Raw genomic sequence first — 14,740 nt, forward strand, 5'->3', positions numbered from 1 at the left:
GCTTCGGAACTCGGCGTCTTCGACGAACTCGATGCCGCCCGGTGCCCACAACTCGGCGACGGCGCGCTTGCGTACCGTGGCGTCCGGCTCGCTATGCCCTGCCAGGACCCACCGACGGGCGCCGATCCGGTCCCTGGCCCTGACCCGCCGGACAAGCGCATCGCCGGATTCCCTGCCCGCGCGTCAGGCGACCCGGCGGGCCAGCACCTGCCCGGGCCACGCGTCGGAAAGGAAGCGGTCGGTGCGGGTGAAACCGCTGCGCTCGTAGAACGCGACCAGTTCGCCCCCGCCGCCCGCCCAGCAGTCGACCCGCAGCAGTTGTACGCCGGCTCGCCGGGTCTCCTCGGCGGCGTGGGCCAGCAGTGCCGCCCCGATGCCCCGGCCTGCGTACCGTCGGTCGGAGACCAGCAGCCGGACGTATCGCTCGGGTTCCGCTGCCGGCGCGATGGGCATCTGCGGGCTGGGCCCGGAGTCCAACACCAGGGCTCCGACGGGCATGCCGTCCAACTCCGCGATGTAGGGGGAGTTCTCGGTCGTGTAGCGCTCGACCCGGGCCACCCCGCCGGGCTTCTGCGAATACGGTGTCGTGCCCCACTGCTCGGTGTTGCCGCGCGCGTTCATCCAGGCCACCGCGGAGTCCAGCATGTCCAGGATGGCCGGGGCGTCGGCCAGGCTGCCTGGTCTGATCCGTATGCCATGTGTGGTTTCGTTCACGCCGGAAGCTTAGGCACGGTCGGGCGGATCATGGTTGAAACCGTGACCTGATCGCAGCGGTCATGCGGATCCACCCGGATCCCCTCGCCCAGCGGTCCGCGGGTCGGTCGCGGTGCGCTTGCGTCGTGGCGTGCCCTCGGGAGCTGCTCTCGGGGTGCTAGAAGTCGGCTATGGTGCGTCGCCACAAGTCGGACGAGGGTGAGCCGGGTGCTCCGAGCCCGTCGGAGCTGCTGCCGGCTCTGGATGAGGGGCAGCGGGCCGATCTGCGCCAGGTCGGGCGCGTGTGGGGTCGGGCCACGGGTGACGCGGAGGCGTGGCGGCGGGCCTTGCCGGTGAACCCGAGTGTCGGGGACTACCCGGAGACCGTCGAGCCCGGGCGCTTCGGGCGTTTCGTGCGCATCGCGTCGCTGTCGGCGCCCTCGGGCGTGGAGGCGCTGGAGGAGACCGAGGAAGCGACAGAAAGACCGTCGCCCCGCGCGGCCGTCGGCCATCGCGTGCGCCGGATCGTGCTGGGTCACCCGCTCAAGAGCACCGCCATCGCCCATGAGCGCATGCGGAAGTCGGTTGCCCTGCCGGTGCTGTCCGCCGACGCGCTCTCCTCGATCGCGTACGGCCCGGAGGCGTTGATCACGATCCTGGTGCTGGCGGGCGCGGCGGGGCTTCGGTACTCGCTGCCGATCTCGGCCGCGATCGCGTTCTTGATGCTCGCGGTCGGGCTGTCCTACCGGCAGACGATTCGCGGCTACCCGCACGGCGGCGGCTCGTACATCGTCGCCGGCGACAACCTCGGCGAGGTGCCCGGCCTGGTGGCAGCCGCCGGGCTGATGATCGACTACATCCTGACCGTGGCCGTCTCCGTCGCGTCCGGGGTCGCCGCCATCACCTCGGCCCTCCCCTCCCTGGCCCCCGCCACAGTGCCGATCGGACTCGGGGTGATCGCATTACTGCTCGCCGGGAACCTGCGCGGGGTGCGCCAGGCCGGAGTGCTGTTCGCCGCCCCCACCTACGTCTTCATCCTGGCCGTCGCCCTCCTGATCGGCTTCGGACTGGCCGACGCCGCCGGGCGGGGCTTCCGGCCACTGCCCACCCCGCACCTGGCCGGGCACGAGGCGGCGGGACTGCTGCTGGTCCTGCGGGCCTTCGCCTCCGGCTCGACGGCGATGACGGGCATCGAGGCCATCTCCAACGCGGTCCCCGCCTTTCGGCGCGTCGAGTGGCGCAACGCCCGGACCACCCTCAGCTGGATGATCGCGCTGCTGATCGCGATGTTCGTCGGCACCGTGGTGCTGGTGCACCTGGATGCCGTCGTGCCCCAGTCCCAACAGACGGTCCTGTCGCAACTCGCCCGCCACACCTACGGATCCGGGCTCCGCTACGGCTTCACCCAGGCCGCCACCGCCGCGATCCTGCTGCTGGCGGCCAACACCGCCTACAACGACTTTCCGCGGGTGCTGTTCCTGCTGGCCCGCGACCGCTACGCGCCGCGGATGTTCCTACGCATGGGCGACCGGCTCGCCTTCAGCAACGGCATCGTCGTGCTGTCGGTCACCGCAGCCGGACTCTTCGCCGCGTTCGGCGGCCGCACCGATCCACTGATCCCCCTGTACGCCGTCGGCGTCTTCCTCGCCTTCACCATGTCGCAGGCCGGCATGGTGGCCCACTGGTGGCGCGAACGCGGCCGCAACTGGCGCCGTAGCCTGGCCTTCAACGCCGTCGGCGGGTTCCTGACAGCGGTGGTGTTCATCACCGCCGGCATCACCAAATTCATCTCCGGAGCCTGGGTCGCGGTGATCGCCATCGCGCTGTTCATCCTGCTGGCGCTGCGGGTGCGCCACCACTACGACGTCGTCAACCAGGCGACCAGGCTCCACCCGCAAGCCATCGAGGTACCCAAGCGGTCACTGGGCCGCCGCAGCCCGGCCCCCGGCAAGCGGACTCTCCCCGAACACATCCATCCGTCCGCCCGGCCGGACACCGAACCCGAACCCGGCAACCGCATCGAGTCCCGGGAAGACGCGCCGGAAAGCGAGGAAACACCCGAGGAGATCCACCACCTGACCGTGGTCCCGGTGGCCGCCCTCGACCTGGCCGCCATGCGCGCTCTCGCCTACGCCGCCTCGCTCGAACAACCCGTCCTTGCCCTGCACGTCAGCCCCACCCGCGACGAAGCCGAACGCTTCCGCGGCTACTGGCGTGACTGGGGCGACCATCTCCCCCTCGAAGTGCTTGTCTCCCCCTACCGCGCCATCGTCGCCCCACTCGTCGACTACCTCGAAGCACTCCACCACCAGCGCCCCGACCTCACCCTGACCGTCGTCCTCCCCGAAATCGTCACCCGACACTGGTGGCATACCACGCTCCACAGCCACGTCGCGCCCCGGCTGCGTCGTGCCCTGCGCCCCCTGCCGAAAATCGTCATCACCACCATCCCGTTCCACATCCGGCACTGACACCCACGCCCCGCCCTGGAACCATGCGAGGTGGCGGAGGTTGGGCACCGCCGCGGTGGTCGAAGGGGCGTGGCGGCGGGAGGCGCAGTCTCCGGAGATCCGAGTCGGCGGGAATGGGGGGCCGTTACTCGTGGTTGAAGGAGATGCGGGTGGCACGATCCGGAAGCAGGATTCACCCTTCGCAGGGATGTGCTCCGGTCATTCCCTGAAGATTGCTTGTCGACAGAGCCGGCAACTTGCCACCCGCAGTAACCGACTGGTTGCCATTCGGGGCAAGTTGCTTCCGACCTTCTGTGCAACGACCGTGCGAACGCTGCTCAATTGCGCTCTCGAACGTGGGCCTGCCCGGCGCCGGCGTTTGTTTTCGGTGATTCCTCGGGGACGGGAAGCGAGCGCCAGAGGCCACCGCCGGCAGCAGTGACAAGGTTCGGGGCCGCCTTGCGCAGCCGGCCCGCAACGGCGCCGGGGTTCGGCACGGACACGACGAGGAGACTGAAAGCGGACGACGGCCGCAGTCCGATACACAGCACGGGCCCACCGGGCCGCATCGCCACAAAATCCCTTCCGGCGGAGTGCCGGCGTACGCCGATGCACACCACTTCGGGTGCCCAGACGCCCCGCCCGTGTCTCCCGCGCAAGGCACGCCACCAATCCGGTTCGATCACTACGGTACGCACAGCGGAGAGCGGCACCCGTACGCGGCTGCGCCTCGCGGCCACCTTCTCCGACCACGTCAGACGGAGGACGAGCTGATCGTCTTCGACTGTCAGCCGTGCCATCACTCGACACCTCCTCGTCGGCTGCGTGGGGCCTGGCCGCTGCTCGGACACGAGGATGAGTTCCGCTGGACCGGCACGGCCGGGTACGGGATCCCTGGTGCGCGGCGAACGACGTGGAGCAGGGCGTCGGGAGGCGCTCCGCAGTGCGCCGCGTCCTGTGAGGGCGGGTCGGGCAGTTCGTCTTGCGGGGTCAGCCTCCGAGGTGCCGTGAACGGCGCCTGTCCGTGCATACCGGGCACATCCACGGCGTTACCCACAGTGCGCGCCGCGGCAGCGACCCATGCGGAATCGGCACCCTCAGATATCGGCTCGTCACGCAGATGCCGCCGACGCAGCACGATAGCGGGGTCCGGATCCTCGTTGGCGCTGTCGGGCGAGGTGACCAGGTGCAGCGAGGCGTGCGCGCCGGGTTCTTGACGGCGGGGTTCGAGGAAGGAAAGTCGCATCGTCGCTCCTCAGACCGGTCGTCGACGCCTCCGGCCGCAGTTGCCGCCCAGGCCGGATACACCGGGCGAACGGCACCGCGGGGCATGCCTCGTGTCCATGATGCGCCTGCGGGCATGGCCGCGCGCCGGGAGCAGGGCCGGGCCGGTCCCCGGCAGGCTCGCGGCTGAGTCGCGATGACCCGGTGTCGTCTTCCGCGGGGCGATGCATCGAGCTGACCGCGCCGAAGTCACACGCCTGTGCGCGCTACCTGGACCTTGGCCCGCCCGCAGCCGGTCGGGTCGTCTGGCGGGACCCGGGTACATACCAGACACGAGAACTTGACGGAACAGGCAGGCGACCGGGCATGCGCGACGTCGACATCGTGGTGACTGGGATAGGGGTTGGGGTTGGGGGTCAGGGTTGGGAGTGAGAGTGGGGGGCCGGCACGTCGGCGAGCACCGGCCGGGACCGGGCCGAGCGCGGTCGGGGCGGAGACAGAGCTGGTAGGTGGGGAGTGTCCGTGCGCCGCAGCGACACCACCGGCGCGGAAGGTCCTTGAAAGTTCTTGGAAATGGGAAAGGCGGGCCGATGGCACCACGGCTGTTGCTGACTCTGCTCGGCGTGGGGGCGATGAACTCGCCGCGCTTCGCGCCGGCCGGCCTGCTGCTGCGGTACGGCATCACGGATCGCCTTCGATGGCGGCCCCGGTGCCGAACCGCCGTATGACCTGGATGCCTGGTTGGTGACAGACGAACAGGCGGAACTCACCTCCGCTCTGCGGAAGATGGCCGCGGATCGCGGCCTGGAGCCCCGGGTCGGAAACGTGGCAGCGGGCGAGCTCCGGGTAGGCGCGCACCCCGTGGTCCATACCTCGCACCCGGCCTACGGATACCGTATCCGGGCGGCCGGCGGTGTGGTCGTCGTCTAGGCACCGGAGTTCTTCGGTTTCCCACCGTGGGCGGCCGACGCGGATCTCATGTTCGCAGAAGCCTCCGCCTGGGACCGGCCGATCCGCTTCCGCGGAGGTGTGGGAGGCCACGCCGGCGTGCTCGAAGTCGCCACCCGGGCAGAGCAGTACCGAGTGCGGCGCCTGGTCTACGCGCACATCGGACGCCCGTGCATCCGGGCCATCGATGCCGGGCTCAAGCCGGAGTTCGGCACCTGGGGCCGAGAGAACCACACCTACACCGTGAACCCCCGCCCGTGGTCGTGAACCGCTCGGCCTGGAACGCCCTCTCCGTGCAGGCGTGGCACCTGGCGTTTCGTGAATGACTCGCTTCCTGTGCCTGGACGTCTGACGGCTGCGCTCCTCGGGCGATGCCCCGGCACCGCCTCCCTGCCGTCTACTCCGGCGGCTCCTGTTGCGGTGGACCCGTACCGCGTTGCCTTGCCCAACGGCACACCAGCCGGCGGAGGGCGGCGAGGGTCAGCGCCGATACGGCCGCGAAGGCCGAGGCCACGGTTGCTGAGGAGGTCGCGATGGCTGCGGCCAGCAGGGCCACGGAGGAGGCCCCCAACACACAGACGGCACAGCAGAGTTCACGTAGCGGCGACCATGGTGGCAGGGGGTGCCGTCGCATCCTCGCCAGGCGACGGTCCAGGACCGCGTCGTCCGCACGCAGATTTTCTTCGATCACGGCCAGGACGAACTGCTCCCGTGGGGACAGTGCTTCACCCATCGCAGACACCTCCGCTCTGCGTTCACCCGTCCTCCGGGCGGAGCTCCTTCCTCTTCGCGACTCTGCCCGTGCGCGGCGCCATCCGCCCCGTCGGCGGGCCGGGCGGCGAACCGCTCCTGGGCCTGCCGCCAGTGTTCGGTGTATCGGTCCTGGACTGGCACCGGTAACGGCGCGATGTCCGCCGTAACGCTGCCCGGCGGGCAGCGGAGATCGTGCCCGGCCTGCCGTGGGCGGCTGCTTTGGCCCGTCGCCACACGCCAAGCGAGGTACCCGGCCAGAGCGCGCGCCACGAGTCCGGCGGCAATCGGTACGACGATGACGAGATTCCCAGCGGACATCGGCTACCGCCTACGGCTACTCCAGCACGTCAGACATCGAACGAGCCCTCCCTCCCACTGTGGTCCCCGGCTGAGGGGAGGGCAAGCGCTGCCACAAGTCCCGCGCCCGGGCCCGGGCTGCTGCGGCGGCGGGAGCGGCGTGCCAGTCTGGACGTGAGGCTCGGCGCAGTGCCTGAAGCCGTCGCCGCTGCCGAGCCTCACTGCGCCCGTGCGAACCGGCGAGAGGTTCGGTTATGGGCCGAAGTGGACGGTGGCGCTCTGCCGGTCTTCCGGGGTGCGTGGTCCGTAGTCCCGGCTCGCGCTGGAAACCCCCTGGAAGAGTCCGCGCGAGCCGGGCCTTCGAAGGCGCCTGTCTGCGTTGTCCGTCTGTGCCCGGGAGTACACACGCAAGCAGACGCCGTGGCCCCGCGGCGCAGTTGGAAGGGGACCATTGGACCGGGGACCTTGGGCATGACATTACGCCGTGGGTAGTGCGTGACGCGGCAACGACGCACGGCATATGCCCGAACTGGCGGCAGACCGCGTCACGTCGGGGGGTAGTCCCCATCGACGTCTGGAGCGACCGATACGTGTTCCGGTTCGGCGCCCTCGGCGGCGCCCCGGCCGACGAATGCCACCGGGGCAGCCCCCTCACCACCGGGGCAGCCCCCGCGTCGCCGCCCTGCTCACCTGGTACGGAGCCGGGGTCCGCCAATGGGACCCGCCGGCCCCCGACCTGCGTTCCCGTTACCTGATGCCGTGAATGGCTTGGGGGTCGGTGGCCGGGAGGGCGGGCTTGGCCTTCATGGCGGAAGGTGGCGGAGCCACATAGACCGGGGCGGGGTCGGGTTCGGGGGCGCAGGTCTTGGCGATGAAGCCCTTGCCGGTTGGGAGGCGGCCGTCTCGCAGATAGGCGGTGAAGGTGTCGTCCAGACAGGAGTTGCCGTGGAAGAGGATCTCGTGGAAGCTGCCGCCCTTCTGGACGACCAGCTTGGATCCGGGCAGCGCCCTGTGCATGGCGACAGCGCCCGGGTAGGGGGTGGCGGCGTCCTCGGTGGCCTGGAAGAGCAGGACGGGCGGCAAGCCCTTGCCGGTGATCTTCAGTCGGCCGGCCTTGTTGCCCTGGTAGGGCCAGAACATGCAGGCAGCGTTGTACCACATGTTGTTGTAGGTGTAGAAGGGCGCGATGGCGTTGACCTTGGCCTGGTCCTTCTTCCAAAACTCCCAGTCGCGCGGCCAGTTGTTCTCAGTGCACTGGACCGCGTTGTATGCCGGGAACGTTCCGTCGTCAGCGCCCGGGGCCGCGTAGCGGTTGTAGGCGATCTGCAGCGGACGGGTGTCGTTCTGGGTGAGGTAGGCCGACAGTGCCGTCGCCATCTGCGGCCAGCGCAGGAAGTTGTAGCCGCCGCCGTAGAAGGTGTCTTCGAACTCGGCGGGGCCGATCTTGCCGGGAGCCGGGGTGGCATCCACCGGTTTGGTCCGTAGTGCGGCCTCGACCTGGTGGTACTTCCGCTCCACGGTGGCGGCGTCGGTGCCCAGGTGGTAGATCGAGTCGGCCTTCGCGGTCCACGCCGCGAAGGCGTCGAATCGGCGCTGGTGCTCCTTGTCCTGCAGGATGTTGTGGTCGTACCAGGCGATGGTGGGGCCGACGATGCTGTCCAGCACCATCCTGCGCACGTGTGAGGGGAAGAGCTGGCCGTATGTCGAGCCCAGTGAGGTGCCCCATGAGCCACCGTAGAAGTTGATCTTCTGGACGCCGAGCGCCCGCCGGATGCTGTCCATGTCGCGTGCGTTGTCGACGGTGGTCATGTGCGGCAGGATCCGGCTCCAGTTCGCGGCGCAGTCGGCGGCGTACTTGGCCGACTTCTCCAGCCATGCCTTCGAGGTGCCCTGGCTGACTTGGTAGTCCGGCCGCTCGGCGTCGAAGAAGTGCGCGTCGCAGGTGACGTGCGGGGCGCTGGCGTTGGTGCCGCGCGGGTCGAAGCCGATCCAGTCGTAGGTCGAGGCGACGTCCTGGGGGAGCTTTCCGGCGATGTAGGCGGGCATCCACAGGCCGGAGTCGCCGGGACCGCCGGGGTTCAACAGGATCGGGCCCTGCCGCTTGCCCTTGGGCGCGGTGGCCGGGAGCCGGTTCACCTTGATCTTGATCTTGGTGCCGTTCGGATGCGCGTAGTCCAACGGCACTTCGAGCATGGCGCATTGGAGCGCGGGAGTGGTCGCGTCGTGGCAGGAGCTCCAGGTGAGCTTCCCCTGACGTGCGCCCTCTGCTGTGGGCACGGAAGCGGAGGCAGGCGTGATACCCGCGAAGACTCCGCCGATGGCGGCGACGGCCGATAACAGGGCTCTGGCTCTTCTCATGGATGCATGATGTGACATGTGCAATATCACATGACGCTTTACGGAGTGCGTGTTACCCAACTGTGACCGTGATGCGCGGGTTCGTCGAGAAGACCTCGATCAGCAACACGGACCGCACCTGGGACATACGGATACGCCCACTCGCCCGCCCCGATGTCCTCCGGACCGTCGAGTCCGGACACATGTCGCGATCCTGGGCAGCGCTCCTACGCAGCGCCGTCGGCGGGGAGGCTCCAACGAAGCTCCGTGGCGCTTCAGTCGGCGCCTGGGGTGCGAGGCTGCGCCGTGGCCGTCGGCATCCACTCCGAAGCGATGCGCAACGCCGCACGCAATGCTCCCCGCCGCGGCGGCCTGGGCGCGGCCCGCACCGCGCCGGGCCGTTGGACACCGCCGGCGGGTCCGCTCCAACCGGTATGCCCGCGATGGGTCGGCCTGTTACGCCTCGCCGGCCGGGAGGCCGTCGCCGATCTGCTCGCGCAACCACTCGTCGTCGTACACCTTGCTCAGGTAGTTGCGGCCGGAGTCCGGGATCACCACGACCACCAGGTCGTCCGGACCGAGCCCGGCGGCTACCCGGAGCGCCGCAGCCACCGCGGTCCCGGCCGATGCACCCACCAACAGCCCCTCCTCACAGGCCAGTCGGCGGGCGGTCAGCAGCGAGTCGCAGTCGCTGATCCGCTCGAACCGGTCCACCACATCGGTATGGAACGACTCCGGCCAGGAGTCGTCCACCGTCTCGGGGTGCCGGAACAGGCCGATGCTCTCCACCGCGTAGGCGGTGCCGGGCCCGCCCGAGTAGACGGATGCTTCCGGGTCGGCGCCGATCACCTGGACCTGGCCGCCGCTGACCTCCTTGAGGTAGCCGCCGGTGCCGCTGATCGTGCCGCCGGTGCCGACGCCCGCCACCAGGTGCGTGATCCGGCCCTCGGTCTGCCGCCACAGTTCCGGTCCGGTACTGCCGTGGTGCGCACGGGGGTTGGCGGGATTGTTGTACTGGTCGACCAGCCACGCACCGGGCGTGGTCCGGGCGATGCGCTCCGCCGCCGACCTGGGGTGGTCCGGGTGCTCGCGGGGCACGTCGCCGGGGCAGACCACCACTTCGGCCCCATAGGCGCGGAGCACCGCCACCTTCTCGGCGCTGCTCTTCTCCGGCAGGGTGAACACACAGCGGTAGCCGCGCTGTGCCGCCACCATGGCCAGGCCCACTCCGGTGTTGCCCGAGGTGGTCTCCACGAGGGTGCCGCCCGGTCGCAGCAGCCCGGCGTCCTCGGCGGCCCGCACCATGGACAGCGCGATGCGGTCCTTCACACTCCCGCCCGGGTTGACGTACTCCAACTTCGCGTAGATCGGCGTGGAAAGGCCCGCGGTGATCCGGTTGAGCCGGACCAGCGGGGTGTTGCCAACTACCTCGACAAGGGATTCGTAGACGTCCATCACAGCAGTCTGCCGCACAGGCCGAACAGCGGGAGCGGCCTCGCATCCAGTGTCCTGGCCCAGGCAACGGATAGACGGCGACGATGCGTTCAAGGGTTCGGGTCCTGGCGCGGGTAGAGCGCGCCGGCCGGCACGCGACTTCGGTGCGGAACTCATCGCCGCCCTTCGACCGGTTGCTCGCGGACCACGTCGGTGGCGCGCTTGTCGTCGCGCAGCCCCAGGAAGCGCGGGTGCCGCAACCGGCCGGCCCGAGTCCACTCGGTGAAGTCGATCTGGCCGACCAGGCTGGGCCGCACCCAGTGCGCTGTCCGTTCACCGACCTCGTCGACGAACGGCCGGCGGGACCGGGCGAGGCCGTCGAGGCGGTGGCGCAGGTCTGTGAGGGTGGCGGTGTCGTAGCCGGTGCCGACCTTCCCCGCGTACCGGAGTCGGGCGTCCTGGTAGTAGCCGACCAGCAGGGCCCCGAACCCCACGCGGTTGCCGGCCGGTTCGGTGAAGCCCCCGATGACGAACTCCTGCCCCGCACTGCATTTCAGCTTCAGCCAACTGGTAGAACGCTTGTGGACATAGACACCGTCGGCGCGTTTGGCGAGCAGCCCCTCCCAGCCACCGGCACATGCCTGGTCCAGGAGGTCCTGGCCACCTTGATTGCGGTGTGGCGTGAACCGCAACGGAGTACGGAATTCCAGGGCGCCGCGCAGCAATGCCTTGCGGGTGCGCAGCGGCAGCCCGGTGATGTCGTAGCCGTCCAAGCGGAGGAGGCCGAAGAGGTAGAAGTGGACCGTGACGCGGCTGGCTCGGGCAGCGGCCGGGTCCCTGAGCCCCATCCGTTGCTGGAGGGGGGAGAAGTCGGTGCGGCCGTGTCGCAGCGCGACGATTTCGCCGTCCACGGTGAAGTCTTGGCAGTCCTGCGCGGCCAGGGCGTCGACGAGTTCCGGGTAAGTGGCGTTCAGCGGCTTGCCGGTCCGGGACATCAGGCGTACCTCGTTCCCGTCGCGTAGCGCCAGGGCCCGCACACCGTCCAGCTTCCGCTCGAAGAGCCAACCGTCGTCGAAGGCACGGCGGTTGCTGAGGACGGCCAGCATCGGCGGCCCGGTCGATCGGGCCCGCCGGGCACGGCGGGGCAGCTGTCGTTGCTGTTCGGGCAGAACCATGCGACTCGCGACGGTAACCGATCGGATACGCGTTGGGCTCTGCCCGGTGGCGCGGGCGCCCGCGAGGTCGGCCGGCCCATCAGCCACGTCATCGTTGTGTCATCGCCATTTCATCGGCCGTGGTTAGCGTCGACGCCGTCTGCTGCCGAGCCGCTGCCCGGCTCGGACAACTGCCGGGCCATGCCCGACCGGGGATTCATCGCTGCCTCTCCGTCGGCCCAAGCGTGCCGGAGCCCGGGCGACTCGGGACCGGCAGCCGGGCAATGTCCCGACTTCCTCTGCGTGCAAGTGAGTTGACTCCGAAAGGCATCGAGCGAATGACACGTCCATCGGACGAGCAGGACCCGGCGGTCGGCGGGTACTCCCGCCGTAAGCTCCTCAAGATCGGCGTCGGACTGGGTGTCGCCGTGGGAGCGGGCGTCGTCGGTTCGGGTGCCGAGGTAGCGATGGCCGGCGGGCCGAACGACCCGTCCAGTCCGACGCTCGCGACCAAGGTGAAGAACCTGAGCGGTCCGGCCGAGACCGGCCCGTTCGCCTCGCCGTGGACCGACCTCGGCATCCCCGCGCTGTGCCCGAACGGCACCATGCTGTTCGTCGGCGGCGACACCTTCAACGGCGACCACGTACCGCAGCCGGGCGAGCCCGCCGAGGACTGGCGCGCCCCGGTCGGCCTGCGCTCCAGCAGCGCGGACCTGAACAACCTGCGTATCGACGGCAGCGTCGGCGGCGACCACGCCATCAGCCTGGTCGGCGAGCCGCACAACCCGGTCGGCGACAAGGCCACCACGGCGATCCCGTCCGATGTGTTCGTCGTCGACGGCGTCATGTACATGCATCTCATGCGCGGCGTCATCTACGACACCCACCACACGGACTTCTGGCGTTCCACCGACAACGGTGAGACCTGGGAGTACCTGTGCCAGTGGCCGGGTGACCTGCACGGCGGCCAGTTCCAACAGAAGACCTACGCGGTGGCCGAGGGCGACTACTGCTACGTCCTGTCCACGGTCTTCAACCGCGAAGTGGAATCGGGGATGCTGCTGCACCGGGTGCGGAAGGACAGCCTCGGCAACGCGGACGCCTACGAGCCCTGGGGCTACGCCGACGGCGACTGGCGGTGGGGCGCGCCTCCGACGACCGTCTTCGGCACCCGCAAGTGGGGCGAGATCTGCTTCCGTGCCATGGACGGCAAGTACGTTCTCACATGGCTGAACATGAACCCGCTGTCGATCCGGGCTATGGTCTTCCCGCTCCCGACCTCGGACCTGACCAGGACGCTGGAGCAGACGATGATCCTGCCCTGCGCCCCGGGACAGGAGATCGCCAACCTCGTCGCCAGCCCGTACGGCGGGTTCGTCGTCCCCGGCTCGACGTTCGGCAACTTCCACATCGTCGTCAGCCAGTGGTACGACCCGAGGAACTACCGGTTCATGCAGTACAAAATCAACATGCTGTCCTGAGTCCCGTTACGTGTCCCGCACGTAGAACTCGCCGCTGTCAGGTCCGCGCCGGGGCCCTCGTCTTCTGCGGCGACGATGTCGCGAGCGCCGCCGTCGGTGACGCGGCCCTGGACGCTGTCACCGACGAGACATTCACCGCTGGGACGACGAGGTGCCGGCGACACGGCAGGCTCGGGCGGCGTCCTTGGACCTCACCCGAGCCTGCCAAGCCGTCAGGGGCTGGTAACTCCCCGTGCTACGGGGCCATCTCGTACGCTCCGGACAGCGCCGCGACGCGCTCCCAGACACGCTTCGAGCGGGCGTCGTCGACGACCGGGCGCCGGACCGCGCCCAGTGCCCAGCTCTGCTGTTCCGCGGTGGCGGAGTCCTTGCCGTGCAGCTCGACGGCGTGCGCGGAGAAGTCGCGTACGAGGACCGCGAACAGTTCGTCGAGCACGTCTGCGTCGAGGCCGGTCAGGTGTGCCTGTTCCAGGATCAGCTGGGCGTGCACGACGAGCGCGAAGAGCTGGCCGACGGCGAGCAGGAGGTCGAGGTCGCGGCTCTGCGCCTCGTCGGGGGCCGCGGTGGTGACGAACTCGCACAGGGCGTCGGCCTGTTCGCGGAGGCGGGCGACGTTGGGCGTCTCGGCGTAGGCGTCGAAGGCGGCCCGCCAGTCGTGGAAGCGGACGGATCCCAGACCGCGGGCCGGTCCCTGCCGGAAGAGGAACGCATCGTCGGCCGCGTCGAGGCGGGTCGGCACCGGTGCGTACTCGGTGGGGTTCAGCAGGTGGTTGCCCATGAACTTGAGGATCAGGGCGAGGTTGACGTGGACCGTGCCCTCCAGCTTGGGCAGGCCCCGGATCTCGGTGGCGGCCTGGGCGAAGTAGGTGTCCTTCTCGAAGCCCTTGGCCGCGATGACGTCCCACATCAGGTCGATGACCTTCTCGCCCTCGGTGGTCACCTTCATCTTCGTCATCGGGTTGAAGAGGAGGTAGCGGCGGTCGTCGGGGCCGGCGGAGCGGAAGTAGTCGACGGCGCGGTCGCTGAACAGCTTCATCCCGACGAGGCGTACGTAGGCGTCGGTCAGCTCGCGGCGCACGTGCGGGAAGGCGGTGACCGGGCGGCCGTAGAGGATGCGGTTGTGCGCATGGGTGACGGCCTCGTACATCGCGTGTTCGCAGATGCCGATGGCGCCGGTGCAGAGGTTGAACTTGCCGACGTTGACCGTGTTGAGGGCGGCGTCGAAGGCGGCACGGCCGGTGTGCAGGATGTCGTCCTGGCCGACCGGGTAGTCCTCGAGGCGGAATTCGCTGACGTACTTGGAGGAGTCGACGACGTTCTTCACCAGCTGGTAGGCGGGGTGACGGCTGTCGGCGGCGAAGAAGACGTAACCGTCCGGGCCCTCGATGTCGGTGCGGCGGCCGAAGACGGAGACGAGTCCGGCGGCGTTGCCGTTGCCGATGTAGTACTTGGAGCCGCTGGCGCGGAATCCGCCGTCACCGTCGGGCTCCAGCAGCATGTCGGTGGAGTAGATGTCGGCGCCGTGGGCCTTTTCGGACAGGCCGAAGGCGAACACCTCGCCCTCGTCGAGGAGTTCGGCCGCACGGGCACGGACGGTGGCGTTGTCGCTCTGCCAGACCGGGCCGAGACCGAGGATGGTGACCTGCCAGGCGTACCAGTAGTCGAGTCCGTAGAAGCCGAATATCTCGTTGAGGGCGGCGATGCGGGCGGTGTCCCAGCGCTTGTCAGGCTGCCCGTCGGCGGCGGAGGCCGGGGTGAGGAAGGTCGCGAACAGCCCTTCCTTGGCGGAGAACGCGAGGAAGTCCGCCAGCCAGGTGCGGGAGCGGTAGTCCTCGATCAGCCGGCGCTTGCCGCGGTCCTCGAACCAGTCGACGGTGGCGCGCAGCAGCCTGCGGGTCTCGGGGTCGAAGTGCGCCGGGTCGTAGGTGCGGGGGTTGAACAGCAGCTGGTCGGTCATGGACGGTCGCCT

Annotated in this window: 10 protein-coding genes; 3 read left to right on the plus strand and 7 right to left on the minus strand. The window is 69.5% G+C overall.

Annotated elements, in window-relative coordinates; all coding sequences use genetic code 11:
- Positions 1-183: 183 nt before the first annotated feature.
- Entirely contained in the window at positions 184-714 is a 531-nt protein-coding gene (locus RZ84_RS02020) for a GNAT family N-acetyltransferase (protein WP_043262845.1), read from the minus strand.
- 170 nt (positions 715-884) lie between these two features.
- Here RZ84_RS02020 and RZ84_RS02025 point away from each other — a divergent pair, with 170 nt between their 5' ends.
- Positions 885-3,164: an APC family permease gene (locus RZ84_RS02025; protein WP_043262846.1), complete on the plus strand. Its 2,280-nt coding sequence runs from the start codon at positions 885-887 to the stop codon at positions 3,162-3,164.
- A gap of 1,884 nt (positions 3,165-5,048) precedes the next feature.
- Here RZ84_RS02025 and RZ84_RS40420 read toward each other — a convergent pair.
- Positions 5,049-5,237, minus strand: a complete 189-nt coding sequence (locus RZ84_RS40420) for a hypothetical protein (RefSeq protein WP_241777511.1) — start codon at positions 5,235-5,237, stop codon at positions 5,049-5,051.
- A 108-nt stretch (positions 5,238-5,345) separates the two neighbouring features.
- Here RZ84_RS40420 and RZ84_RS40425 point away from each other — a divergent pair, with 108 nt between their 5' ends.
- Positions 5,346-5,582, plus strand: coding sequence for a hypothetical protein (locus tag RZ84_RS40425; protein ID WP_241777512.1), 237 nt, complete (start codon positions 5,346-5,348; stop codon positions 5,580-5,582).
- 130 nt (positions 5,583-5,712) lie between these two features.
- On the opposite strand, the gene RZ84_RS35990 is transcribed toward RZ84_RS40425, so the two are convergent.
- The 4 genes from RZ84_RS35990 to ligD all read right to left on the minus strand — a co-directional run bounded on the left by RZ84_RS35990 (position 5,713) and on the right by ligD (position 11,311).
- Positions 5,713-6,048: a DUF3040 domain-containing protein gene (locus RZ84_RS35990; protein ID WP_107068217.1), complete on the minus strand. Its 336-nt coding sequence runs from the start codon at positions 6,046-6,048 to the stop codon at positions 5,713-5,715.
- A 1,064-nt stretch (positions 6,049-7,112) separates the two neighbouring features.
- Positions 7,113-8,642, minus strand: a complete 1,530-nt coding sequence (locus RZ84_RS02035; protein WP_241777513.1) for an alpha/beta hydrolase — start codon at positions 8,640-8,642, stop codon at positions 7,113-7,115.
- Between the two features lie 516 nt (positions 8,643-9,158).
- Complete coding sequence (locus RZ84_RS02040; RefSeq protein WP_043262848.1) at positions 9,159-10,157, minus strand: pyridoxal-phosphate dependent enzyme; 999 nt, start codon at positions 10,155-10,157, stop codon at positions 9,159-9,161.
- A 152-nt stretch (positions 10,158-10,309) separates the two neighbouring features.
- Complete coding sequence (gene ligD, locus RZ84_RS02045; RefSeq protein WP_043262849.1) at positions 10,310-11,311, minus strand: non-homologous end-joining DNA ligase; 1,002 nt, start codon at positions 11,309-11,311, stop codon at positions 10,310-10,312.
- A gap of 317 nt (positions 11,312-11,628) precedes the next feature.
- On the opposite strand from ligD, the gene RZ84_RS02050 reads away from it, so the two are divergent.
- Positions 11,629-12,771: a DUF4185 domain-containing protein gene (locus tag RZ84_RS02050; RefSeq protein ID WP_043262850.1), complete on the plus strand. Its 1,143-nt coding sequence runs from the start codon at positions 11,629-11,631 to the stop codon at positions 12,769-12,771.
- Positions 12,772-13,006: 235 nt separating this feature from the next.
- On the opposite strand, the gene RZ84_RS02055 is transcribed toward RZ84_RS02050, so the two are convergent.
- Positions 13,007-14,728 (minus strand): acyl-CoA dehydrogenase family protein, encoded by a 1,722-nt coding sequence (locus tag RZ84_RS02055; protein WP_043262851.1) that lies wholly within the window; start codon positions 14,726-14,728, stop codon positions 13,007-13,009.
- Positions 14,729-14,740: the final 12 nt, after the last annotated feature.

It is taken from the genome of Streptomyces sp. CT34, from assembly GCF_000805335.1.
Lineage (GTDB): Bacteria > Actinomycetota > Actinomycetes > Streptomycetales > Streptomycetaceae > Streptomyces.